General features: G+C 71.9%; 22 protein-coding genes. 10 read left to right on the plus strand and 12 right to left on the minus strand.

Annotation, left to right across the window (positions count from 1 at the left end):
* Positions 1 to 12: 12 nt before the first annotated feature.
* A complete protein-coding gene (locus tag CUC05_RS10445) occupies positions 13 to 762 on the minus strand; it encodes an SDR family NAD(P)-dependent oxidoreductase (protein ID WP_108666033.1) in 750 nt (249 codons plus the stop codon).
* Positions 762 to 1,910: an acyl-CoA dehydrogenase family protein gene (locus CUC05_RS10450; RefSeq protein ID WP_108666034.1), complete on the minus strand. Its 1,149-nt coding sequence runs from the start codon at positions 1,908 to 1,910 to the stop codon at positions 762 to 764. The genes CUC05_RS10445 and CUC05_RS10450 overlap by 1 nt, the downstream gene beginning before the upstream one ends.
* A gap of 146 nt (positions 1,911 to 2,056) precedes the next feature.
* Between CUC05_RS10450 and CUC05_RS10455 the strand changes: the two genes are divergently transcribed.
* Complete coding sequence (locus CUC05_RS10455) at positions 2,057 to 2,830, plus strand: enoyl-CoA hydratase/isomerase family protein (RefSeq protein ID WP_108666035.1); 774 nt, start codon at positions 2,057 to 2,059, stop codon at positions 2,828 to 2,830.
* Between the two features lie 7 nt (positions 2,831 to 2,837).
* Positions 2,838 to 4,493 (plus strand): AMP-binding protein, encoded by a 1,656-nt coding sequence (locus CUC05_RS10460; RefSeq protein WP_108666036.1) that lies wholly within the window; start codon positions 2,838 to 2,840, stop codon positions 4,491 to 4,493.
* Between the two features lie 45 nt (positions 4,494 to 4,538).
* Here the strand turns inward: CUC05_RS10460 and CUC05_RS10465 are convergent, their stop codons facing one another.
* The 3 genes from CUC05_RS10465 to CUC05_RS10475 are packed head-to-tail and all read right to left on the minus strand — an operon-like array spanning position 4,539 to position 7,224.
* A complete protein-coding gene (locus CUC05_RS10465; RefSeq protein WP_205712252.1) occupies positions 4,539 to 5,435 on the minus strand; it encodes a hypothetical protein in 897 nt (298 codons plus the stop codon).
* Positions 5,411 to 5,998, minus strand: coding sequence for a nuclear transport factor 2 family protein (locus CUC05_RS10470; RefSeq protein WP_108666037.1), 588 nt, complete (start codon positions 5,996 to 5,998; stop codon positions 5,411 to 5,413). The genes CUC05_RS10465 and CUC05_RS10470 overlap by 25 nt, the downstream gene beginning before the upstream one ends.
* A complete protein-coding gene (locus CUC05_RS10475; protein WP_108666038.1) occupies positions 5,995 to 7,224 on the minus strand; it encodes a cytochrome P450 in 1,230 nt (409 codons plus the stop codon). The genes CUC05_RS10470 and CUC05_RS10475 overlap by 4 nt, the downstream gene beginning before the upstream one ends.
* Positions 7,225 to 7,378: 154 nt before the next feature.
* Between CUC05_RS10475 and CUC05_RS10480 the strand changes: the two genes are divergently transcribed.
* Both CUC05_RS10480 and CUC05_RS10485 read left to right on the plus strand, forming a co-directional pair.
* On the plus strand, positions 7,379 to 8,167 hold the full coding sequence (locus CUC05_RS10480) for an SDR family NAD(P)-dependent oxidoreductase (protein ID WP_108666039.1): 789 nt from the start codon (positions 7,379 to 7,381) through the stop codon (positions 8,165 to 8,167).
* 114 nt (positions 8,168 to 8,281) lie between these two features.
* Complete coding sequence (locus tag CUC05_RS10485) at positions 8,282 to 9,733, plus strand: catalase (protein WP_240606239.1); 1,452 nt, start codon at positions 8,282 to 8,284, stop codon at positions 9,731 to 9,733.
* Here CUC05_RS10485 and CUC05_RS10490 read toward each other — a convergent pair.
* Both CUC05_RS10490 and CUC05_RS10495 read right to left on the minus strand, forming a co-directional pair.
* Positions 9,730 to 10,299: a dihydrofolate reductase family protein gene (locus CUC05_RS10490; RefSeq protein WP_108666163.1), complete on the minus strand. Its 570-nt coding sequence runs from the start codon at positions 10,297 to 10,299 to the stop codon at positions 9,730 to 9,732. The genes CUC05_RS10485 and CUC05_RS10490 overlap by 4 nt on opposite strands.
* Before the next feature lie 123 nt (positions 10,300 to 10,422).
* Positions 10,423 to 11,934 carry a flavin-containing monooxygenase gene (locus CUC05_RS10495; RefSeq protein ID WP_108666041.1) on the minus strand — a complete coding sequence of 504 codons (1,512 nt, stop codon included), beginning with the start codon at positions 11,932 to 11,934 and terminating at the stop codon, positions 10,423 to 10,425.
* A gap of 130 nt (positions 11,935 to 12,064) precedes the next feature.
* Between CUC05_RS10495 and CUC05_RS10500 the strand changes: the two genes are divergently transcribed.
* Positions 12,065 to 13,264, plus strand: a complete 1,200-nt coding sequence (locus CUC05_RS10500; protein ID WP_108666042.1) for a PucR family transcriptional regulator — start codon at positions 12,065 to 12,067, stop codon at positions 13,262 to 13,264.
* A gap of 438 nt (positions 13,265 to 13,702) precedes the next feature.
* On the opposite strand, the gene CUC05_RS10505 is transcribed toward CUC05_RS10500, so the two are convergent.
* On the minus strand, positions 13,703 to 14,500 hold the full coding sequence (locus CUC05_RS10505) for an endonuclease/exonuclease/phosphatase family protein (RefSeq protein WP_108666164.1): 798 nt from the start codon (positions 14,498 to 14,500) through the stop codon (positions 13,703 to 13,705).
* Between the two features lie 240 nt (positions 14,501 to 14,740).
* Here CUC05_RS10505 and CUC05_RS10510 point away from each other — a divergent pair, with 240 nt between their 5' ends.
* A complete protein-coding gene (locus CUC05_RS10510) occupies positions 14,741 to 14,986 on the plus strand; it encodes a hypothetical protein (RefSeq protein ID WP_108666043.1) in 246 nt (81 codons plus the stop codon).
* Positions 14,987 to 15,029: 43 nt separating this feature from the next.
* Here the strand turns inward: CUC05_RS10510 and CUC05_RS10515 are convergent, their stop codons facing one another.
* The 3 genes from CUC05_RS10515 to CUC05_RS10525 are packed head-to-tail and all read right to left on the minus strand — an operon-like array spanning position 15,030 to position 17,982.
* Complete coding sequence (locus CUC05_RS10515) at positions 15,030 to 15,515, minus strand: cupredoxin domain-containing protein (RefSeq protein ID WP_157965440.1); 486 nt, start codon at positions 15,513 to 15,515, stop codon at positions 15,030 to 15,032.
* Positions 15,516 to 15,520: 5 nt separating this feature from the next.
* The gene (locus CUC05_RS10520; RefSeq protein WP_205712253.1) at positions 15,521 to 17,767 is read right to left on the minus strand and encodes a heavy metal translocating P-type ATPase; all 2,247 of its coding nucleotides are present in this window, start codon (positions 17,765 to 17,767) and stop codon (positions 15,521 to 15,523) included.
* Positions 17,764 to 17,982, minus strand: a complete 219-nt coding sequence (locus CUC05_RS10525; RefSeq protein ID WP_108666045.1) for a heavy-metal-associated domain-containing protein — start codon at positions 17,980 to 17,982, stop codon at positions 17,764 to 17,766. The genes CUC05_RS10520 and CUC05_RS10525 overlap by 4 nt, the downstream gene beginning before the upstream one ends.
* A 118-nt stretch (positions 17,983 to 18,100) precedes the next feature.
* On the opposite strand from CUC05_RS10525, the gene CUC05_RS10530 reads away from it, so the two are divergent.
* Positions 18,101 to 18,574 (plus strand): aminoacyl-tRNA deacylase, encoded by a 474-nt coding sequence (locus CUC05_RS10530; RefSeq protein ID WP_157965441.1) that lies wholly within the window; start codon positions 18,101 to 18,103, stop codon positions 18,572 to 18,574.
* The gene (locus CUC05_RS10535; RefSeq protein ID WP_108666047.1) at positions 18,564 to 20,318 is read left to right on the plus strand and encodes a putative PEP-binding protein; all 1,755 of its coding nucleotides are present in this window, start codon (positions 18,564 to 18,566) and stop codon (positions 20,316 to 20,318) included. The genes CUC05_RS10530 and CUC05_RS10535 overlap by 11 nt, the downstream gene beginning before the upstream one ends.
* Positions 20,319 to 20,357: 39 nt before the next feature.
* Here the strand turns inward: CUC05_RS10535 and CUC05_RS24655 are convergent, their stop codons facing one another.
* Positions 20,358 to 20,966, minus strand: coding sequence for a DUF4178 domain-containing protein (locus CUC05_RS24655; protein WP_157965442.1), 609 nt, complete (start codon positions 20,964 to 20,966; stop codon positions 20,358 to 20,360).
* Positions 20,967 to 21,237: 271 nt separating this feature from the next.
* On the opposite strand from CUC05_RS24655, the gene CUC05_RS10545 reads away from it, so the two are divergent.
* Entirely contained in the window at positions 21,238 to 22,353 is a 1,116-nt protein-coding gene (locus tag CUC05_RS10545) for a serine hydrolase domain-containing protein (RefSeq protein ID WP_108666048.1), read from the plus strand.
* Positions 22,354 to 22,421: 68 nt separating this feature from the next.
* On the plus strand, positions 22,422 to 23,195 hold the full coding sequence (locus CUC05_RS10550; protein WP_108666049.1) for an alpha/beta fold hydrolase: 774 nt from the start codon (positions 22,422 to 22,424) through the stop codon (positions 23,193 to 23,195).
* The last annotated feature ends 6 nt before the right edge of the window (positions 23,196 to 23,201 follow it).

A 23,201-nucleotide genomic window follows, 5' to 3' on the forward strand; every position in this document is an offset into this window, starting at 1 on the left:
ACCAGGGCCCGATCAGAGCTTGTGGGCCTCGCCGCCGTCGATGACGAACGTGGCCCCCGTCACGAAGGACGCCAGGGGAGAGGCGAGGTAGCAGACCATCGGGCCGAACTCCTCGGTCCGACCCATCCGCCCCGCCGGGATCTTGCGCAACCGGCGGCGCAGCATCTCTGGGTCCTCCGTCACCGCCGACTGGGCGTCGGTGTCGAACGCGCCCGGGGCGATCGCGACGACCTGGACGCCCCGACCCGCCCACTCCGCCGCCAGCGCCTCGGTCATCCGCAGCATCGCGCCCTTCGTCGCGGAGTACGACACCAGGTACGGCTTGCCCTTCAGCCCCGACGTCGACGCCACGTTGATGATCCGGCCGTGCCCCTGCGCCAGCATCACGCGGCCGGCAGCCCGGGACAGCACCGCCGGTGCGGTCACGTTCACCGCGAACACCCGCGACCACTCCCCTGGGTCCTGGTCCTCGAACGGCCCCGCCGGGGCGATGCCGGCGTTGTTGACCACGACGTCCAGCCGCCCGAAGGACTCCAGCGCCTCGTCGACCAGCCCGGCGACCGCGTCGGCCTCCTCCATGTCACAGGTCACCGCATGCACGCGTCCCGGTGACGCCTCGACCAGCTCGGCCAGCGCATCAGACGAACGCGCGGCCGCCACGACCCGCACCCCCTCGTGGACCAGCGCCAGCACCGCCGCCCGGCCCAGCCCGCGGCTGGCCCCGGTGACGATGGCGACGTGTCCGTCCAGCTGCAGGTCCATCAGCCCTCCACCCCGTCCAGGTACTCCTCGCCCAGGGCCTTGGCGATCCCCAGCCGCAGCACCTCCGACGCACCCTCGTAGACCCGCATCGGCCGTGCCGTCCGGTAGGCCCGCTCGACGACGGAGTCCGCCACCAGCCCCCACCTGCCCATCACCTGCACGCACCGGTCGACGATCCGCCCGACTGCCTCCGACGCGGCCAGCTTGGCCATCGAGGAGTGGGGCAGCGCCGACAACGGGTCCTGCCTGGCACGTGCCGCCGAGCGGTAGGTCAGCAGCCGCGCCTGCTCCAGGTCGGTCCACGAGTCGGCCAGCAGCGCCGCCACGGCACCCAGCCGGGCCAGCGGACGGCCGAACTGCACCCGTTCGTTGGCGTGGCGAGTGGCCTCGCGCAGCGCCGCCTCGGCCAGCCCGATCGACGCCCCGGCCACCGACACACGGAACACCGCCAGGGTCGACAGCACCAGGTCGAACCCGCGGCCGGGCTCGCCCAGCCGGTTCGCCGGATCCACGACCACGTTGTCGAAGGTGACCGAGCCCAGCACGTGCGGGGCGATGATCGGCGGAGTCGGCCCGAAGGTGATCCCCTCGGCGTCGGCGGGTACCAGCACGACGGAGAAGCCGTCCCCCTCCTTGGCCAGCACCGTGTAGAAGGCCGCATGGCCCGCGTTGGAGATGAACGCCTTCTCGCCGTCGACCACCAGCCCGTCGGCGGTCTCGGTCACGGTCGTGGTCAGCGACTTGAGGTCGGACCCCGCGACCGGCTCGGTCAGCGCCAGCGCCGCCAGGACCTCGGCCCGGGCGACGCGGGGGAGCCAGCGCTCCTGCTGCTCGGCCGACCCGCCACGCGTGATCGCGTAGCTGCCGATGCCCTGCAGCGCGAACAACGAGTCGAGGTGGGAGGACGTGCCCATCAGCCCCTCCCGCGCCACGCACACCGCCAGCGGGTCGACGTCGTCGAACCGGCCGCCGTGCACCTTGGGGACCATCAGCTCGGTCAAGCTGCTGTCCTGCAGCGCCGACAGGACGGCAGGGTGGATCCGGTCGCTCAGCCCGTCGGCCTCCACGGCCACATCGGCGATGCCGGCAGCGACACCCCGCGCCTCCTCACGGATCGCGGCGTACCGCTCGGGCAGCTCGAACTCCATCACGTTGCTCCTCGGGCCCGCTCGGGGCGGTTGTGGTCGGCGCCGCTCGGCGCGTCCGGTTGGCGCCCAGGGGACGCGCTATTTATGATCACTAATCGTATGCTAGACGGCAAGCCGGAGTCGAACGAGGAAGAGGCGGTCAGGGCATGACGGACGTGGTCAGCGAGCGGCGGGGCGAGGTCGCCTGGATCCGGTTGAACCGGCCGGACCGGATGAACGCCTACGACCAGGCGATGGCCGACGAGCTGATCACGGCCATCCGTGACGCCGCGGACGCCGGCGTGATCGTCATCACCGGCACCGACCGGGCGTTCTGCGCCGGCGGATTCCTCGCCAACCTGCAGGACCCCGACCCCGCCGAGCTGCGCGGCATGTTCTACAACTCGCTGCGGTTCACCGACGAGATCCGCAACTCGCCCCGCCCGGTCATCGCCGCCGTCAACGGCGCCGCGGCCGGTGGCGGCAACGAGCTGGTCGTCGCCTGTGACCTGGCGATCGCCTCGGACCGCGCCACCTTCGGGCAGACCGGCCCGAAGATCGGCAGCGCCCCGGTGCTCGGCGGCACCAACCTGCTGGCCGCCCAGATCGGCGAGAAGCGCGCCAAGGAGGTCAGCTTCCTCTGTCGCCGCTACGACGCCGCCACCGCCGCCGAGTGGGGCTGGGTCAACGAGGTCGTCCCCCACGACGAGCTCGACGAGGCGGTGACCCGCTGGGCCGACGACCTGCTGGCCAACAGCCCGCGCTACCTGGAGATCGCCAAGATCAGCTCCAACCTGTGGTGGAACGCCTCGCGCGACAACATGCTGCAGGGGCTCGGCATGCTCGTGCAGGCCATCGGCTCCGACGACATGGTCGAGGGCGCCAGCGCGTTCATGCAGAAGCGTCCGCCGCAGTGGCCCGGCCGCGCGACGAGGGACTGATCGATCGATGAGCCGCACCGCCGCAACCTACGACGAGATGGTCCCGACCTTCGCCGACCCCGAGCAGTGGACGCTGCCACGCGTCCTCGCGACCCGGGCAGCCAGCCACGGCGACCGGACCTACCTGGACTGCCCGGAGGAGGGCGTGGCGCTGACCTACGCCGAGGTCCACCACCGCGCCGGCCTGATCGCCACCGGGCTGCTGGACATCGCCGACCCCGGCGACCGGGTGCTGATCATGGCCCCCAACTCCTCCGCCTACGTCCTGTCGTGGTTCGGCGCCGCCATGGCCGGCATGGTCGAGGTGCCGATCAACACTTCCTACCTGGGCGACTTCCTGGCCCACCAGGTCCGCGTCGCCGGGCCGACCGTCGCCGTCATCGACGCCGGGTTCGCCGACCGCTTCCTCGCCATCCCCGAGGCCACCAGCAGCATCCGCCGGTTCGCCGTGCTCGGTGAGGACGAGCCGACGACGGCTGCCTGCGCCCGGCTCCGCGACGCCGGCTGGGACGCCGCCCCCTGGGCCGACCTGGCCGCCGACGAGACACGCGACGAGCTGCCGGACCCCGATCCGAAGGACCCGGTGGGCATCCTCTTCACCTCAGGCACGACCGGCCCCTCCAAGGGGGTCGTGATGGCCAACGCCCACATGTACTTCTTCGCCGACGAGTGCGTCAGCCTGACCCGGCTGACCGACGAGGACACCTACCTGGTGATGGGGCCGCTGTTCCACGGCAACGCCCAGTTCCTCGCGGCGTACCCGGCGCTGATCGCCGGTGCACGGTTCGTGCTGCACACCCGCTTCTCCGCGACCCGCTGGACCGACCGGATCCGCGACGCCCGCGCGACGGTCACCAACTTCGTCGGCGTGATGATGGACTTCGTCTGGAAGCAACCGGCCCGGGACGACGACGCCGACAACGATCTGCGCTGTGTCTTCGCCGCCCCGACCGCCAGCTATGTCGACGCGTTCCGCGACCGGTTCGGCGTCGAGGCGTTCGTGGAGGTGTTCGGGCTGACCGAGACCTCGATGCCGATCATGACCCCCTACGGCGTCGACCGTCCCGCAGGGGCGGCCGGCCGGCTCAACGCCGACTGGTTCGACGTGCGCCTGGTCGACCCCGAGACCGACGAGGAGGTCCCCGTCGGCGAGGTCGGCGAGCTGGTCGTCCGGCCGAAGGTGCCGTGGATCACGACGCTCGGCTACTACGGGATGCCGGAGAAGACCGTCGAGGCCTTCCGCAACCTGTGGTTCCACACCGGCGATGGGCTGCGGCGCGACGACGACGGTTGGTTCTACTTCGTCGACCGGCTCAAGGACGCCCTGCGGCGGCGGGGCGAGAACATCTCCTCCTACGAGGTCGAGTCACCCCTGCTGGCCCACCCCGACATCGCCGAGTGCGCCGTCATCGCCGTCCCCGCCGACCACGACGCTGGCGAGGACGAGGTCATGGCCGTCGTCGTGCCGAGCCCCGGCGCGACCATCGACGCCGACACGGTGTGGGCCTGGGCAGCCGACCGCGTGCCCGACTTCGCCATCCCCCGATACGTCCGCGTCGTCGACGCCCTGCCCATGACCCCGTCGGGCAAGATCCGCAAGAGGGAACTCCGCGCCGACGGCGTCACCGCCGACACCGCCGACCGCACCCGCCAGCCCGCCTGACCGCCGCCGCAGCGACCGCCGGCTCGCGGCGGCGCGGCGGCGCGATCACCCCTCCAGCAGCCGAACGGCCGCCTCGCGGGCCGACATGCCCACGGTGACCCCGCGGGCCACGGCCACGGTGTTGGCGGCGCTGATCGTGCCGTCGGCCCACGTCGACAGGCCATCGCCCATGCGGGCGGTGCGGGCGTCGACGGTGGCGCCGGCCAGGCCCTCGGCCTCGACGATCGCCAGGCCGGCGATGCCCGAGCCGTCGCGGCCCCAGCCACCGTCGGAGCAGATGAACCCGTGGGGGGCGACGTCCAGCAGGTAGGGCACGGCGCTCCGGCCGGTGTGGCCGGCGGTGCACAGGACGTTGCGGCCCCGGTCCTCCTCCTCCCCGAAGGCGATCGAGTCGGTGCACACCACCTGCCGGCCGTCGGCCGCCGTGTGCACGACCGTCCGGTTGGTGATCGCCGACGGCTCGCCGGCCGCGCCCGGATCACGCTCGAGCATCAGCACCGCCGCCTCCTTCGCCGGCATGCCCTCCTGCACGCCGCAGCGACGCGCCGGTTCGTTCAGCCGCGAGATGACGGCTCGCTCGAACAGGTCCACGCCGTTGCCGAGCTCGACGGTCATCACGTCGACGGCCGCGGCGGGGATGTCCAGCGCCTCGAGGTACCAGAGCCCCGCGATGCCGGCGCCGTCCGGACCGATGCCGCAGTCCATGCCGATCGCCCCGCGGGGACGGTGCGAGGCGATGAACCGGGCCGGCAGGACTCCCGCGTAGGAGGCGTTGCACACCACGTCGCGGTCACGGTTGGCCGCCGCCACGTGATAGGCCGAGTCGCACGCCACCACCCGCCCACGCGGAGAGCTGTGGACGACGGTCTGCAGGTCGGGCACGGGGCCGTGCTCGTGGGAGATCGGGTCGGGAGTGCTCAGGACGAGGATCCTGCGGTCCACGAGGCCCAGGTGTCCAGCGACTCGGGCAGCTCGGCCTCCGCCCTCGGGGTGTTCGGCCAGCGCTTGCGAAGGCCTTCCGACAACCCGTCGGCCAGCTGGGCAAGCGGCATGGCGTACAGCTGGCGGACCCGGCGTTCGACGAACCGCCACCCGTCGGCGGTTCGGCGGTACCGGTCGTGATAGCGGAGCGCCACCCAGAACGCCCCGTCGGGCATGCCGAGCTCGGCGTGGGCGGTGACGATCCCGTGGGCCTCGTCGTCGGAGGCGAACTCCACCGTCTGGCTGTGGGGGATGTGGAAGCTCGCCTCGAACATCCGCATCCGCTCGACGTAGTGGTCGACGACCTCGTCCCGGCCGGACACCGGGCCGACGGTCGACTCGAAGACCGCGTCGTCGGTCCACAGCGCCCGCAGCGCGTCGAGGTCACGGTCGTCCACGACCCGGCCGTAGGTGGCGACGAGGTCCGACAGCGCCTGCCGGTCCTCCAGCCTGCGGATGCGTGTCTCGATGTCGGTGGTCATGGCGTCTCCAAGGGGGGTCGTGGACAGGGTGTCGGAGGTCATGCGCGCTGCAGGGTCACGTCGACGCGCGAGGGGGAGACCAGCAGGAACCCCTCGGGCTGCGGGGGCGTGTCGTCGACGAACGTCGCGCCGGCCACCCGCTCGACCAGGGCGCCCACGCCGTGCAGCAGCTCGGTGCGGGCCAGCTGGGACCCGGTGCAGTGGTGGCGTCCCGCGCCGAACGGCAGGATCGTCCCGGCGTTGGTGAACTGCCGCTCGGGCGCGTCGGTGAAGCGGTCGAAGGCGAACGTGTCGGGCTCGTCGAACACCGACTCGTCGCGGTTGGCCGATGCCAGCAGGACCACCAGCCGGGACCCCTCGGCGATGTGGGTGCCGTGCACCTCCACGTTCTGGGTGGCCCGTCGTGTCAAGCCGTGCACCGGCGGGAACACGCGCAGGGTCTCGGCGATGACCGACCCGATCAGCGACGGGTCGTCACGGAGGGCCTGCCACCGCGCCGGGTCGCTGAACAGGTGCACGAACAGGCTGGACAGCGCGCGCTCGGTCGTCTCCACGCCGGCGGTCAGCAGGAACGCGGTGAAGGCCAGGATCTGCTCGACCGGCAGCGGTTCGCCGTCGTAGGTGGCGGTGCACAGGTCCGACAGCAGGTCCTCGCCGGGCGACTCGCGCCGCTCGGCGATGATCGGGTCGAGGAAGGTCTTGAGGTCGGCGACCGCCTCGAACGCCCGCGCGCGCTTCTCGGGATGGCCGATGGAGGAGACCCCGCCGGCGGCGATGTCGTCGTACCACTCGCGGAAGCGGTGGGCGTCCTCGATGCCGAGCAGCTCACCGATGGCCAGCAGCGGGATCCACATCGCGTACTCGCTCTTGAGGTCGACCGGGCCGTCGGCGGTGGCGACCTCCTCGGCCACCCGGCGGGCGGTGTCGGCGACGAAGGCGTCGAAGGACTCCACGGCCTTGGGGCTGCGCAGCCGGCGGGCGACGATGCCGCCCTTCTTCTGGTGCTCGCGGCCCTGCCACTGGAGGATCGACGGCCCGTACACCGGCGCGCCCGGTCCCTCCCGCAGGGTGGCGTAGCGCTCCTCGTCGGCCAGTACGCCCTTGACGTCGTCGTAGCGCGAGAGCACCCAGGCGTCCAGCCGCTGGCTGAAGAACAGCGGCGCGTCGTGGCGGCAACGGCGGAACAGGTCGTGGCGGTCGACGGTCGGATCGTCGGCGGCGAAGCGTTCGAAGTCCTCCATCGCGGGTGGGGTGGCGACGCTCGTCATGGTTCGGCTCCTCGTGAAGGCGCGGCTGCGTGACCCCCTTTGCGGGGTATTGATGAACCTAGACCCGAGACGGTGGTAGGTTCAACCGAATGTTTGGTAAGTGGCGTCGACGTGGCGCTGCTCGACGACATCCATCACCCCGGAGGGCAGACAGATGACACAACGACTCGCAGGCAAGGTGGCCGTGGTGACCGGCGCCGGATCGGGCATCGGCGCCGCATCCGCTCGACGGTTCGCCGAGGAGGGCGCGAAGGTCGTCCTCGTCGACCTCAACGCCGACGGCATCGAGGCCGAGACCCAGAAGATCCTCGACGCCGGCGGTACGGCCATGGCCATCCCGACCGACGTCACGTCGCTGGAGGCGTGCGACGCGATGGCGGCCGCCGCAGCCGAGGCCTACGGCCCCGTCGACGTGCTGTACGCCAACGCCGGCATCGCCGGGACCGGCAACGTCGTCGACTGCACCCCGGAGATGTGGGACAAGGTCATCGCCGTCATGCTGACCGGCGTCTGGTACTCCCAGCGCGCCATCGCCAAGCAGATGGTGGACAACGGTGGCGGGTCGATCATCAACCAGGCCAGCATCGGCGGGATCATCGGCGTGAAGGGCATCTTCCCCTACGCCGCCGCCAAGGCCGGCGTCATCGGCATGACCAAGCAGTCGGCCGTCGAGATGGGGCAGTACGGCATCCGCTTCAACGCCATCGCACCCGGCACCGCACCGACGCCGCTGGTCACCGCCACCTACGAGCAGAAGGGTGGCTCCGGCGGCGACTACACGTCGGTGGAGGAGGGGTTGGCCAACGCCACCGCCAAGTACCCGATCGGTCGCCTCGGAACGGTCGACGACATCGCCAACCTGGCGCTGTTCCTCGCCAGCGACGAAGCCGCCTGGATCACCGGGTCGGTCTACATCATCGACGGGGGCATGACCGCCGGCTGATCGCCGCCCGGCGCGGTCGGTCCGGGCATCCTCGGTGACCACATCGAGAGGGTTCGTTCCGAGACGATCGGTGAAGGCTCGTGGCACCCAGACCCGCCGATGACAGGGGACCCCGTGACCGACCAGCGCCCGCCCACGACCACCGACGCCGGCATCCCCGTGGCCAGCGACGAGTACTCCCTGACCGTCGGGTCCGACGGTCCCATCCTGCTGCAGGACCACTACCTGATCGAGCAGATGGCGCAGTTCAACCGGGAACGCATCCCGGAACGGCAGCCGCACGCCAAGGGCTCGGGGGCCTTCGGCCACTTCGAGGTGACCGGCGACGTGTCGGCCTGGACCAAGGCCGATGTGTTCCAGCCCGGTCGTGCGACCGATGTCGCGGCCCGGTTCTCCACCGTGGCCGGCGAGCGGGGCAGCCCCGACACGTGGCGTGACCCCCGTGGCTTCGCGCTGAAGTTCTACACCGAGCAGGGCAACTACGACATGGTGGGCAACAACACCCCCGTGTTCTTCGTCCGCGACCCGATGAAGTTCCAGCACTTCATCCGCTCCCAGAAGCGGCGGGCCGACTCGGGACTTCGCGACCACGACATGCAGTGGGACTTCTGGACCCTCTCGCCGGAGTCGTCCCACCAGGTCACGTGGCTGATGGGTGACCGGGGCATCCCCAGGTCCTACCGGCACATGAACGGCTACTCCAGCCACACCTACATGTGGGTCAACGAGGCCGGCGAGCGGTTCTGGGTCAAGTACCACTTCCACACCGACCAGGGCATCGAGTTCCTGACCCAGGAGGAGGCGGACACGCTGGCCGGTCAGGACGCCGACGTGCACCGTCGGGACCTGTTCGACGCCATCGACGGTGGCGAGCACCCGTCGTGGACGATGAAGGTGCAGGTCATGCCGTTCGAGGAGGGGGCCACTTACCGGTTCAACCCCTTCGACCTGACCAAGGTGTGGCCCCACGGCGACTACCCGCTGCACGAGGTCGGCACGCTGACCCTGACGCGCAACCCCACCGACTTCCACACCGAGATCGAGCAGGCGGCGTTCGAACCGAACAACCTGGTCCCCGGCATCGGTCCGTCACCGGACAAGATGTTGCTCGCGCGGTTGTTCTCCTACGCCGATGCGCACCGTCACCGCCTCGGCGTCAACTACAAGCAGATCCCCGTCAACCAGCCGGTGGTGCCCGTCCACAGCTACAGCAAGGACGGCGCGATGCGGGTGCAGAAGGTCGCCGATCCCGTGTACGCGCCCAACTCCTACGGTGGCCCGGCCGCCGACGGTGAGCGGTACCCGCACACGGAGGTGTGGTCGGCGAGCGGCGAGTTCGTGCACGCCGCCTACACCCCCCGCGAGGACGACGACGACGTCGTGCAGGCCAACGCCCTGATCAACCAGGTCATGGACGACGCAGCCCGTGACCGGCTGGTCGCCAACATCGCCGGCCACCTCAGCGACGGCGTCTCGGACAAGGTGCTCGAGCGCGCGTTCGACTACTGGCGGGCGATCGACAAGACCATCGGCGACCGCGTGGCCGCCGAGGTCAACGACAGCTAGTCACCGGGGCCTCGACGCGGACCGACGACGCGGTACCGGGCGACGACGAACGCCCGGTTCCGGTCGAGCTCGATCAGCTCGAGGTCGAAGGGCTGGGGGAGAAGGGGGCGGCCCGAGCCGAGGGTGACCGGCGCGATCGCCAGCGAGATCTCGTCGAGCAGCCCGAGACGGGCGAAGTCCGCGGCCAGGCCACCACCCCCGACCACCCAGACGTCCTTGTCCCCTGCGGCCTCGACCATCTGGGCGTGGACGGCGCGCACGGCCGCGTCGTCGTCGGCCGCCGCGAACCGGATGTCGGCGCCGTCGGGGACGTCGAAGTCCCGGTGGGTCAGCACCCACGTCGGCTGCTCGTAGGGCCAGTCGTCCTCCCCCTCCGCCATGTGGGTCATCACCCACTCGTAGGTGGTCGCGCCCATGACGAGGGAGCCGACGGTCGCCATGAAGTCCGCGACGTTCCCGGGGCCCTCCTCGTCGATGTCCTGCACGAACAGCCAGTCGAGGCTGTCGTGGTCGTCGGCCAGGTAGCCGTCCAGCGTGGTGGCGGTGAAGTAGGTGGTGCGGGTCAACGGTCCCTCCCCGGGGTTGTGCGTGGGCATGGCGTGCGGCGTGGTTCGCCTCGCATGATCAAACACCCCGGGTGTGACATCCGCGTCCGACCGCCCGTCGTCGGACCCACCGGCTTACCCGGGTCAGCCGGTCGCCGCGCCCTCCAGCACCGCCGCGGGCTCGGCCTCGGCACGCGAGAACCGCAGCCCCTCGCTGGTCACCGGGCCGTCGCGCAGGACCTCGACGTCGACCTTGTAGTCCGAGGCGACCTGCCACTCCTTGCCCTCGCCTGCGCGTGGCAGCAGGTGCATCGACCGCTTGACGTACCCGGCCTGGAAGTCCAGCAGCGGGGTCAGCGCCATGTCCTGGCCCTCGGGCAGCTCGGGGCAGGCGATGGTGTCTCCGCGGCGGTCCATGTGGGACAGGATCCGCATCAGGTGGTCGCACACCAGGTCGACCTTCAGCGTCCACGACGAGTTCGTGTAGCCGATCGCGAACGCCATGTTCGGGACGCCCGACAGCATCATCCCGCGGAACGCCACCTGCTGTGAGACGTCGATCGGCGTCCCGTCGACGGTCAGCTCGATGCCGCCGAAGACCTCCAGCTGCAGGCCGGTGGCGGTGACGATGATGTCGGCCGGCAGCTCCTCCCCCGACTTCAGGCGGATGCCGTCGGTGGTGAACGTGTCGATGTGGTCGGTGACGACCGACGCCGTCCCCTTGCGGATGGCCTTGAACAGGTCGCCGTCGGGGACGGCGCACAGCCGCTGGTCCCAGGGGTCGTACTCGGGGTTGAAGTGGGTGTCGACGTCGAAGTCGTCGGGCAGCAGCGCGGCGTTGATCCGACGGATGACCCAGCGGGCCATGCCGGGCTGGGCCCGGCAGAACCGGTAGACCAGCCGCTGCTGGGCGATGTTGCGTCGCCGGGTCAGGTCGTAGGCCAGCCGGTCGGGCAGCACCCGCGTCATGACGTTGGCGATCGGGTCCTGCTTGGGGACCGGCATCACGTAGGACGGCGAGCGCTGCAGCATCGTCACGTGCTCGGCGTCGTCGGCCATCGAGGGCACCAGCGTCACCGCCGTCGCACCGCTGCCGATCACGACGACCCGCTTGCCCGCGTAGTCGAGGTCCTCCGGCCACTCCTGGGGGTGGACGATGGTGCCTGCGAAGTCCTCCTCGCCGGGGAAGTCCGGTCGGTACCCCCTGTCGTAGCGGTAGTAGCCGGCGGCGCTGAACAGCCACCCGGCGGTCATCGTCGTCGTCTCGCCGGTGGCGGTGTCCTCGACGGTGACCGTCCAGCGGGCGTCGGTGGAGTCCCACTCGGCGGCCAGGACCTTGCGGCCGTAGCGGATGTGCTGGTCGATGCCGGCGTCGGCGGCGGTCTCGCGGAGGTAGGCCAGGATCGCATCGGCGTCGGCGATGGCGTCCTCGCTGGTCCATGGCTTGAAGGCGTAGCCGAAGGTGTGCAGGTCGGAGTCCGACCGGATGCCCGGGTAGCGGAACAGGTCCCACGTGCCGCCCGACGCGTCGCGCATCTCGAGGATGGCGTAGGTCCGCTCGGGGTGGCGGTCCTGCAGGTACCAGGCGGTGCCGATGCCGGAGATGCCGGCACCCACGATCAGGACGTCGACGTGGTCGGCTGGGGCGGGTGACATGGGACCTCCGGGTGATGATCGGCGCATCGTTGCCTCCACTCTCGGGGAATCGCCCACCGCCAGCCATGTACGATCTGCACAGTTCTGATCGGTTGGGGTGGACGTATTTCCGTCGTGGAGGTGTGGTCGGGTGTACGAGAACGAGCCGTGGCCCGAGCTGTCGGCCGAGGCGGCGGGGCTGCTGCGGCAGGCGTGCCAGGTGATGCTGGCCGCCCCCGACGCGCTGGTCGAGCTGGTCGACGGCGCCGTGGAGTCCGCCGCCGGTCCGGAGCTGACCGCCGACCCGTCGTTGATGGAGCTGGTCCGTGAGTCCAACCGCTCCAACCTGCTGCACTGGGCCCGCGCCAACCTCGACCGGCCGGGTGAGCGGGTGCCCGCCAACGTCGGCCCGGTCACCCTCGACATCGCGCGGGACGTGGTTCGTCGTGGGCTGGACGAGGCCGGCCTGCAGACCTACCAAGAGGGCCAGGCCGTCGCGTGGCGCTACTTCATGCAGATGGCCTTCGCGCTGACCGACGACCTCGGCGTCCTGCACGAGCTGCTGGACGTGGGCAGCCGGTCGATCTTCGCATTCGTCGACGACACCGTGAAGGGCATCCAGCGTCAGGTCGAGCAGGAGCGGCGTGACCTCGTCAGCGGTGCCGGCCCCCAGCGGCTGGCGGCGGTCCGCCTGCTGCTGGAGGGCGCGCCGATCAGCGCTACCGACGCCGAGCGGCGGCTGCGCTACGACCTGGCGGGCCCGCACACGGCGGCCATCGTCTGGTCGACCGAACCGACGGCGGGGCTCGAACGGGTGGTCACGTCGGTGGCCCGTGCGGCCGGTGTCGTGGGGCCGCTGGTGGTGGAGTCGACGGTGCGGTCGATCTGGGCCTGGTTCCCGGTGGCGGCCGATCGGCTGGAGGGGGCGTGGGACCTGCCGGCCACGGTTCGGGCCGCGGTCGGGGTGACCCGTGAGGGGGTCGAGGGCTTCCGCCAGAGCCACCTGGACGCCGTGGCCACCCGCGAGCTGATGGGTCCGGACGACCAGCTCGTGGCGTTCGAGCAGGTGCAGGCGGCCGCGCTGGCCGGCGTCGACGGTGACCGGGCGGGGGACTTCGTCGCCCGGGTGCTGGGGTCGCTGGCGGAGGCGCCGGAGGAGCTGCGCCGGACCGTGCGGACGTGGCTGGCCCAGGACTGCAACGTCGCCGCGACCGCCCGCGCCCTCCACGTCCACCGCAACACCGCGGTCAACCGCCTGGACCAGGCCTCGGCGATGGTGCCCGGCGGACTGTCCGGCCGAGCCGTCGACATCGGCCTGGCCCTCGAGCTCCTCCGCTGGCCAGCGGGCTAGGACCGGCGGCCCGACTCCCGTCGCGGTGGCCGTCTCGACGACGCGGCAGGCCGCCGCGTGTGCGATGGCCCGCGCCCTTGGTCGGGCATGCCGAACATGGCGGCCGTCTCGACGACGCAGCGGGCCGCCTGGACGACGCGGCAGGCCACCGCGTGTGCGATGGCCCGCGCCCTCGGTCGGGCATGCCCCACGGGGTCGGGGCGTGTGTGGGACGAGCGCCTGTGGAGGGTGGGGATCGCACACGACGTGGGTGGGCGTGTGGGATGCACGCCCGAGGAGGTGGGGGAACGCACACGCTGGGGGTGGGTGGCCGGTCGGCGGCCGTAGCGGGCGGCCGCGACAAGCGGCCGGAGTGCATGGCCGGGTCAGCTGAACAAGTGGGGCGGGCCGGGGCCGAGCCGGCCGGGTCAGGCGGTCGGTCAGCGGGGTGGTGGGTCCTCAGATGTCGAGGACGAGGGGGCGGTGGTCGCTGACCTCGGGCTCGGCCAGGATCTCGAACGCCTCCACCGCCGCGGGGTCGGAGACCAGCAGGTAGTCGGCGTGGCGGACGGGCTTTGGGTAGGCCGACGTGCGGGTGTCGGCCGTGCCGACGAGGTCGGTCAGCCCGGCCCGGCCGAGGATCTCGAACGTGACGCTGTCGGGCAGGACGTTGAGGTCGCCGCAGACCACCAGCAGGTCGCCGGGCTGGGCGGCCTGCTGGACCAGCTCCGCCAGCTGCTCGGCCTGGGCCACCCGCGCCGGGGTGTCGCCCTTGCCCGCCGGATCCCGCAGCCCATGGGTGTGGGCGACCACGACGAAACGGCCGGTAGCGCGGTCGAGGACCCGCACGGCCTGCGCGAGCCTGGGCCGGCCACCGGTGGGCCAGTCGTCGTGGTCGGTGTGGCTGACGTGGACGAACGCGGTGTGCTGGCCGACGAGCGTGACGTCCTTCCGCACGAACGTCGAGATGCCGAAGTCCTGCCGGTACCGACCCTCCCCCCGGTCGTCGCTGATCGGACCGCTGTCGGAGGTCAGGAACGTCCCCTGATGGTGGGGAAGCAGGGCCGCGACGTCGTCGAACAGGTTGGCCCGCTGCGGGAGCGACCGGTCGGCGTCGACGAACCGCGTCCACCCCTCCACCCCGGGGGTCATCGTCATCTCCTGCAGGCACACCACGTCGGCGTCGACGGTGGGCAACCACGACTCCAACGCGTCGTACATGGCCCCACCCCACGCGTTGAGCGAGACGATCCGCATGCCGAGCACCCTAACCACCCCCGGATGGATTCGCCTCCTGAACGGGCCCCAGCTGGGCGGCGCGGAGTCGAAGCCATCCGCTCGGCCCCACGGATCCAGCCTTCAGCGTCGGCCGGTCCGGCGATTCCAGCCGCCGGTGGAGTCGATTCCATCCGCCCGGGCGACGCAGCCATCCGCCCGGGCGTCTGGACCTGGGCCGAGGGGGAGGGGACGACCGACCCGGCGGAGGGGTGCGCGGCGGTGCGTGCGACCGACGGGCTGCTCGAGCAGCTCCCCTGCGCCGACGCCGAGGCCCTGCCCGAGCTGTGCCGCAGCATCGCGGGAACGCTGACGGTGGTGCCGAGCTGTGGGCCCGACACCACCATCGACGTGCCGCGCAACGGCTACGAGGCGCAGCGCGCCGCCGAGCTGCTGCATGCCGTGGGGGAGGGTCGGGCGGCCGTGTCACTGCAGCTCGTGGCTGGCCGCTGGGTCCCGACAACTTGACCCGACCGGGCGCGACCACGACGGCCGCGCCCGCCCCAGGCGGTCAGCCGGAGGCGACCTGCATGACCATCCCCGCCTCGTAGTGGCCGGGCTGGTGGCACCCGATCAGCAGCTCGCCGGACGCGGTCCCGGTCACCAGCAGCTCGCCGGTCTCGCCGGGGTCCACCGTGACCGCGTCACCGGCGTCGTCGCCGTCCGTTCCGTGGCCGCCGTGGCCGCCATGCCCGCCCCCCGCCTCGGCCATCTCGGCGCCGTGGGCGTCCTGCGCCGCGGCGTCCCCCACGAAGGCATCGTGGGGCAGCTCGCCGTCGTTGGTGAAGCGCACGCGCACGGTCTCGCCGTCGGCCACCGTGATGCTCGCGGGGGAGAACGCCAGGTCGGTCATCGTGACCTCGACCGTGCGCCCGGGCGCCGCCGTGGCCCCGCTGTCGGACGCGGGATCGGACCCCGCGTCCGGAGCCGCGCAGGCCATGGCCGTGATCGCAACCAGGGCAAGGGTCAGGGGCCAGCGGCGTCGTGTCGTCGTCATCGTGTTCACCGTCCGTGGAACGTCTTGAGGCGCAGGGAGTTCCCCACGACGAAGACGCTCGAGAAGGCCATCGCCGCGCTGGCGATGAGCGGGTTGAGGTACCCCAGCGCGGCCAACGGAATCGCGGCCACGTTGTAGGCGAACGCCCAGAAGAGGTTGCCCTTGATGGTACGCAGCGTTCGACGCGACAGCCGGATCGCCGTCGCCGCCGTTCGCAGGTCATCGCGCACCAGCGTGAGGTCGCTGGCCTCGATCGCCACGTCGGTCCCGGCGCCCATCGCCAGGCCCAGGTCGGCCTGGGCCAGCGCGGCCGCATCGTTGACGCCGTCGCCGACCATGGCCACGACGCGTCCCTCTGACTGCAGGCGCGCAACGACGGCCAGCTTGTCCTCGGGCAGCACCTCGGCGATGACCTCGTCGATCCCGACGGCCCGCGCCACGTGCTGGGCCGCCGCGGCGTTGTCACCGGTCAGCAGGACCGGGGTCAGGCCGAGCGACCGGAGCTCGGTGATCGCGTCCGCAGACGTCGGCCGGACGGTGTCGGCCACGACGAGCAGGCCGTGCACCTCACCATCCCAGCCGACCAGGACGGCCGTCTGGCCCCGTGCCTCCGCAGCCTCCTTGGCCGCGGACAGCTCGGCGTCCGGGTGCAGCGCCCAGTCTTCGAGGAACTGCTGGCGGCCGGCGACGACGGCGTGCCCGTCGACGACCCCCTGGACGCCCAGCCCCTGGGTGGACTGGAACGACTCCACGGCCGGCAGGGGGCCGAGCCGGTCGACACCGGCTGCCGCGATGGCCCTGGCGATGGGGTGCTCGGAGGCGTCCTCCAGCGCCGCGGCGATGCGCAGTAGCTCGTCGGGGTCGGTGCCGTCGGTGGCGACGACGTCCACCAGCGACATCCGCCCGGTGGTGATCGTGCCGGTCTTGTCCAGCACGACGGTGTCGACCCGTCGTGTCGACTCGAGGACCTCGGGGCCCTTGATGAGGATCCCGAGCTGGGCGCCGCGTCCGGTCCCGACCAGCAGGGCTGTCGGGGTGGCCAGGCCGAGCGCGCAGGGGCAGGCGATGATCAGCACGGCAACTGCCGCGGTGAAGGCCAGGTTCGCCCCCGCGCCGAGGGCGAGCCACACGCCGAGGGTGAGCACGGCCAGCACCAGCACGATCGGCACGAAGACCGCGGAGATCCGGTCGGCCAGGCGCTGGATGGGCGCCTTGCCCGTCTGGGCGTCGGTGACCAGCCGGGCGATCCGGGACAGCTGGGTGTCGGCCCCGACGCGGGTTGCGCGAACGACCAAGCGGCCGCCGGCGTTGACGGTGGCGCCGGTCACCGTGTCGTCGGGCCCCACCTCCACGGGCACGCTCTCGCCGGTCAGCAGGGAGGTGTCGATGGCGGAGGTGCCCTCCACCACGACGCCGTCGGTGGCGACCTTCTCACCGGGCCGCACGACGAAGACGTCGCCGACGACGAGCTGGTCGATGGGGACCCGGACCTCGATCCCGTCACGGAGCACCGCGGCGTCCTTCGCGCCGAGCTCCAGCAACGCCTTGAGCGCCGCGCCGGAGGATCGCTTGGCGCGCGCTTCTGCGTACCGCCCGGCCAGCACGAACACCGTGACGGCAGCGGCGACCTCGAGGTAGATCTCGTGGGCACCGTTGCCGCGGCTGCCGGTCAGCTCCATCGACATGGTCATGCCGGGCATGCCGGCCCCACCGAAGAACAGCGCGTAGACCGACCACGCCATGGCAGCGATGGTGCCGATCGAGATGAGCGTGTCCATGGTCGCGGCGCCGTGCCGGGCGTTCGTCCAGGCCGCCCGGTGGAACGGTGCGGCACCCCAGACCACCACCGGCGCGGCGAGGGTCAGGGCCAGCCACTGCCAGTTGGTGAACTGCAGCGCCGGCACCATCGACAGGAGGACGACGGGAAGGGACAGCGCAGCCGACACCACCAGGCGGTGGCGCAACGCGGCGGTGGGATCCTCCGCTGGTGCTGCTTCGGCAGGGCCCACGGGGGCCGATCCCACCGCGGGCACGACGGTCGCGCGGTAGCCGACGGACTCGACGGCCTCCACCAGCGTGGCCGGGTCGACACCCGGAGCGGTGATCGTGGCCTGCTCCGTGGCGTAGTTGACGGTCGCCTCGACGCCGTCGAGGTCGTTCAGCCGCCGTTCGATCCGTCCTGCGCACGACGCGCAGGTCATCCCCTCTATGGCGAGGTCGACGGTGGCGGGTCTGGTGGCGAGCGTGGTCACGACGTCACCTCGTATCCGGCGTCGCGTACCGCGGCGGTGATCGCCTCCAGGTCGGCCGGCCCGTCGGTGCGCACCGTCATGGCACGGGAGCGGACGCTGACGTCGACGTTCGTGACGCCGGCCAGGGGGCTGACGGCATCCCGGATCGTCGCGGCGCAGTGGCCGCAGGTCATCCCGTCGATCGTGACGGTCGTGGTGGTGGGCTGGGTCGTCATGGCTGCTCCTTCTGGACGTGTATACCCCCGGTGGGTATATGGGATGCGAGGGAATATACCCCTAGGGGGTATATGTGCCAACAACAATCTCGACCGGCTCGTGCGAGGATCGGTGGCCATGGACGCCCCACCCGCTGTTGCCGGCGCTGCCGCCCTCGGCCTGGACGTCGAGCTCAGCGACGTCGGCCCCTCCCGATCGATGGAGGAGCACGAGGCCAAGCTCGGCGTCGCGCCCGGCAGCCTCTGCAAGACCCTGCTGGTCCGCCGGGACGAGGACGACTACGTCTTCGTCGTCGTCTCCGGCGGCCGGAGGATGGAATGGAAGAAGCTCCGCGAGGCCCTCGGCGTCGACCGGGCGAGCATGGCCACCCGTGAGCAGCTGCTGGACGTCACCGGCTTTCTGCCCGGCACCGTCACCGTCCTCGGGGCGGCCCGCACCCTCCCCGTGATCATCGACGCCGTCGCCGCAGGGTTCGACCGGATCGCCGTCGGGTCCGGTGCCAGCGGCGTCTCGGCGCTGGTCGACACGCAGGCCTTCGTTGCCGCAACGAAGGCCACCGTCGAGGACGTGACCGTCCCCGATGGCCGCTGACGCGCCAGAGGCGACCACCGTCGGGCAGCGCCCACCGAGGGTGCTGACCGGGATCGGCGTGGGCCGTGGCGTGGCCGTCGCCCCCCTCGTCGTCCTGGCCCCGCCGCCCCGCGCACCGGCCGACGAACCCTCCGCGGTTGACCCCGCCACGGCGCTGGAACGCATAGAGGCGGCCTTCCAGGCGGTCGGTTCCAGCCTCGCCGCGCGCGCCGCCGCGACCGACGGCGCGCTGGCCGACATCCTCGACGCGACCGCCTCCATGGCCCACGACCCCGCCATGCTGACCGCGGTCCGACGACACCTCGACGAAGGGCACGGACCAGCCACCGCCGTCACCAACGCAGCCGCCGGGTTCGCCGACGCCCTGCGCGCCGCCGGTGGTCGGGTCGCCGACCGCGTGACCGACCTCAACAGCGTCCGTGATCGGGTCGTCGCCAGGCTGCTCGGGGCCGACACCCCCGCGCTGCACGACATCGACGGCCAGTTCGTGGTGGCGGCCGTCGACCTAGCCCCGGCCGACGCCGCTGCGCTGGACCCCTCGCGGGTCGTGGCGATCGTCACCGAGCAGGGTGGCCCGCTCGGCCACACCGCGATCGTCGCCGGTCAGCTCGGCCTGCCCTGTGTCGTGCAGGTCGCCGGCATCACCGCCGTCGACGCGGGCACCCTCGTCGCCGTCGACGCGTCGGCTGGGACCGTCACCACCGACCCCCCTCCCGAGCAGGTCGTCGCCACCACCGCCAGACGGGACGAGGTCGCCCGGACACTCGCACTGGACACCGCCCCCGGCGCCACGGCCGACGGGATCGGGGTCGCGTTGCTGGCCAACGTTGGCACCGTCGACGACACCCGCCGGGCGGTCGACGTGACCGCCGAGGGCATCGGGCTGCTGCGGACCGAGCTGCTGTTCACCGGCCGGCAGACCGCCCCCACGGTGGAGGAGCAGGCCGAGGCGTACCGAGGGGTCCTCGACCCCATGGCGGGGAAGCGGGTCGTCGTGCGGACCCTCGACGTCGGCGCCGACAAGCCGCTGCCGTTCCTCGACCGCCCGTCCGAGCCCAACCCGGCGCTCGGCGTGCGCGGCGTCCGGCTGGACCGCACCCACCCGCAGCTGGAGGCCGACCAGCTGACCGCGCTCGGCGCGCTGGTCGCCGGCATGCCCGAGGCCGATCGGGACGACGTGTGGGTCATGGCGCCGATGGTGGCCACCACGGGGGAAGCCGCCCGCTTCGCCGACGAGGCCCGCGCCCACGGCATCCGCACGGTCGGGGCGATGGTCGAGGTGCCCGCCGCCGCGCTGCGGGCCCACGCCCTGCTGGCCGAGCTCGACTTCGTCTCCGTCGGCACCAACGACCTGGCGCAGTACACGATGGCGGCCGACCGGATGGCCGGCGACCTGTCGGACCTGCTGGACCTGTGGCAGCCGGCCGTGCTGGACCTGGTCGCCCGCACGATCCGTGCGGGGGTCGACCTCGGCAAGCCGGTCGGGGTGTGCGGCGAGTCCGCCGGTGACCCGCTGATGGCGCTGGTGCTGGTCGGCCTGGGCGCGAGCAGCCTGTCGATGTCCCCGGCCGCGATGCCGGCCGTCCGCCTCGCGGTACGGGCCCACACGATGGAACGGTGTCGGGAGGTCGCCGCCGTCGTCCTGGACGCCGACGACGCCGGGACCGCCCGGGCCCGTGCGCTGGGCCTGGCCGACCCCGACGTGGTGGGGCTGCTCGGACTGGGGCGCTGGGGCCCCGAGTGAGGCCGCCCGGGTCGAGCCGACCGGGTCAGGTCGCCCGGGTCAGGTCGCCCGGGTCGAGTTCGAGACGTCGCGACCGGCAGCGACCTCCCAGCCGGACCACTCGCCGTGGTCGACCGTCGGGGTGGATCCGCAGCTCGAGCAGCGGTTCAGCTGGTCCAGCACCAGCGGCGCGCCGCAGTTGGGGCACGACCCGGCCGACACGGTGCGGCGGCCGGTCCTGGAGTCACCGAACCGCTCGAAGGACACCCGCTGCCCGTCGGGGCCGGTGAAGTCGACGTAGTCGATCGAGCCGTGGTCCGGCAGGTCCACCGACCCGCCCGTGCGGAACCGCGCCGTCCCGTCCTCGGACCGCTTGTAGGAGCGGCCCTTGTAGGAGACCGTTCGCTCACCCGGTCCACCGTTGACGCTCAGCGGCGGCACGCTCTCCCACAGGGTGGCGAGGGTCTCGTCGAAGTTCTCCACCGACACCCAGAACCGCTTGCCGTCGGCCCCGACGATCAGGTGCTCCACCCAGGTGTCGCCGTCCTCGTCGAACAGCACCGTCCCCTGGATGTGGCCGCGGCGGCCGTCGACCTCCACCGACGACCCCACGGGTGCGTTGGCGAACTGCTCCAGCGTCCTCACCCGCTTGTTCCCGAAGATCCCCACGGTCAGTGTCCTCCCTCGTGTCCTGCTTCCCTCCGGCCGGCAGCGTAGACCGCGCCGGCCTGCCACCCCTCCCCTCGACGGATTCTGACCCACATCTGCAAGGTTCGGGGGCAAGGTGGGTCGACATCCGTCAGCAGCAGGCCGTGTTCCGGCCCCATCGGGGACTCGCCCGGGTCGTGTTCCGTCAGCCGGTGGGTCAGGATCCGCCGGGGGAGGGTCGGCTGTCGGGGCCGCCAGAGGGCCGTGGACGGACTCCAGTAGGGTCTCGGCCGTGAGCCCTCGCCCCGTCCGTGCCGCCGCCCTGTCCATCGCACGGTCCATCGCACTGTCGATCGCCGTCTGCCTCACCCTCGTGGGGTGCACCGCTGCAGGGGAGGAGGAGGGCACGGGCGAGATGTCAGCTGACGCGCTCGAGGACGTGCTGGCCGGCATCGACCCCGACGGCCCCGGGTGCGTCGCCGGAGCCCGGACGCCCGACGGGCAGCAGCTCGCCACGGCCGGCCTGGCCGACGTCGAGGACGGCGAACCGCTCGCCGAGGACACGATCTTCGACATCGCCTCGGTGTCCAAGCAGATGACCGCCGGGGCGATCGCGCTGCTCGTCGTCGACGGCCGTCTCTCCCTCGACACCCCCGTCGAGGAGCTGCTGGACCTGCCGCTGGACACCGACGGCATCACCGTCGCCGACCTGCTGCACCACACCTCCGGCCTGCCCGACTACACCGAGCTGCTGGACGCCGAGCTCGAGGAGGTCACCACCGACGACGATGCCGTCGCGGTGCTGGAGGGCGAGGAGCTCGTCTTCGAACCACGCACCGACTTCGAGTACTCCAACACCAACTACCAGCTGCTCGGGCAGGTCGTGGGCGAGGTCACCGGCGAGGACCTCGTGACCTTCTCCACCGGGGAGCTGTTCGGACCGCTCGGCATGGACGACACCACCGTCCGGGACGACCAGGGTGACCTGCTGCCCGGGCAGGCGCAGGGGTACGAGGACGTCGGCGACGGCTGGACCCCCGTCGGCTCGTCCTGGCAGCAGACCGGCGACGGTGCCGTCCACTCCACCGTCCCCGACCTGCTGCGCTGGGCCGGCCTGTTCCTCGACGAGCCGACCGAGGAGGGGCTGGGATCCGCGGCGTGGCTGGACGTCATGACCACACCCGGCCCGGTGCTCGACGACGGGGTCGGCTACGGCGGCGGGCTGAGCATCGACGAGGTCGACGACGGGCAGCTGCTGTCCCACGCCGGCTCGTGGATCGGCGTGGCGTCCTCGCTGCAGATTCTCCCCGAGGACGGCGTGGCCGTCGCCGTGCTGTGCAACGGCGACGACATCGACGCCGACGGCCTGGCCACCGAGCTGCTCGACACGCTCGCCGAGGGCCGCTGACGGCTCGACCGGTACCGACGTTCGTTCACCGGGCGTGCACCCCGGGGTGATGTGCAAGGCTGCTCGGCATGCCGTTCACGACCACGCCGTCCGGGATCCGCATCGACCACGAGGTGGTGGGTGAGGGCGACGACCTCGTCCTCGTCCACGGCATCACCGAGTCCAAGCAGACGTGGGACCCCGTCCTGCCGCACCTCGCGGAGGGGCACCGCCTGATCCTCCTCGACCTGCGCGGCCACGGCCAGTCCGACGTCGCCGACGTGCACGACCTGGAGTCCATGGCCGACGACGTCAAGGCGGTCCTCGACGACGTCGGGTCCGACAACCCTGTGGTCGTGGGGCATTCCCTCGGGGGGATGGTCGTCTCGGTCCTGGCGGCGATCACGCCGGTCCGGGCCGTCGTCAACGTCGACCAGCCGCTGGCGCTCGCCGGGTTCAAGGACGCGCTGACGCCCCTGGAGCCGATGCTGCGCGGCGACGCGTTCGCCCAGGTCATGGCCGGCATGTTCGACGGCTACGCCGGACCGCTGCCGGAGGAGGAGAAGGCCCGCGTCGCGGCGCTGCGCACCCCCGACCAGCAGGTCGTGCTGGACATCTGGAGCCCGGTCTTCGACCAGACCGTTGAGGAGCTGGACGCGCTGGTCCGCGACATGCTCGACGGGATCGACGCGCCCTACCTCGCGCTGCACGGCGACGACCCCGGCCCCGACTACCGGGCGTGGCTGACCGACGTCATCCCCCAGGCCCAGCTGGAGGTGTGGGACGGCATGGCCCACTACCCCCACCTGATGGAACCCGCCCGGTTCGCCGAGCGGGTCCGCAGCTTCGTCAACGACGGCTGAAGCCCC

The organism is Euzebya rosea (genome assembly GCF_003073135.1).
Lineage (GTDB): Bacteria > Actinomycetota > Nitriliruptoria > Euzebyales > Euzebyaceae > Euzebya > Euzebya rosea.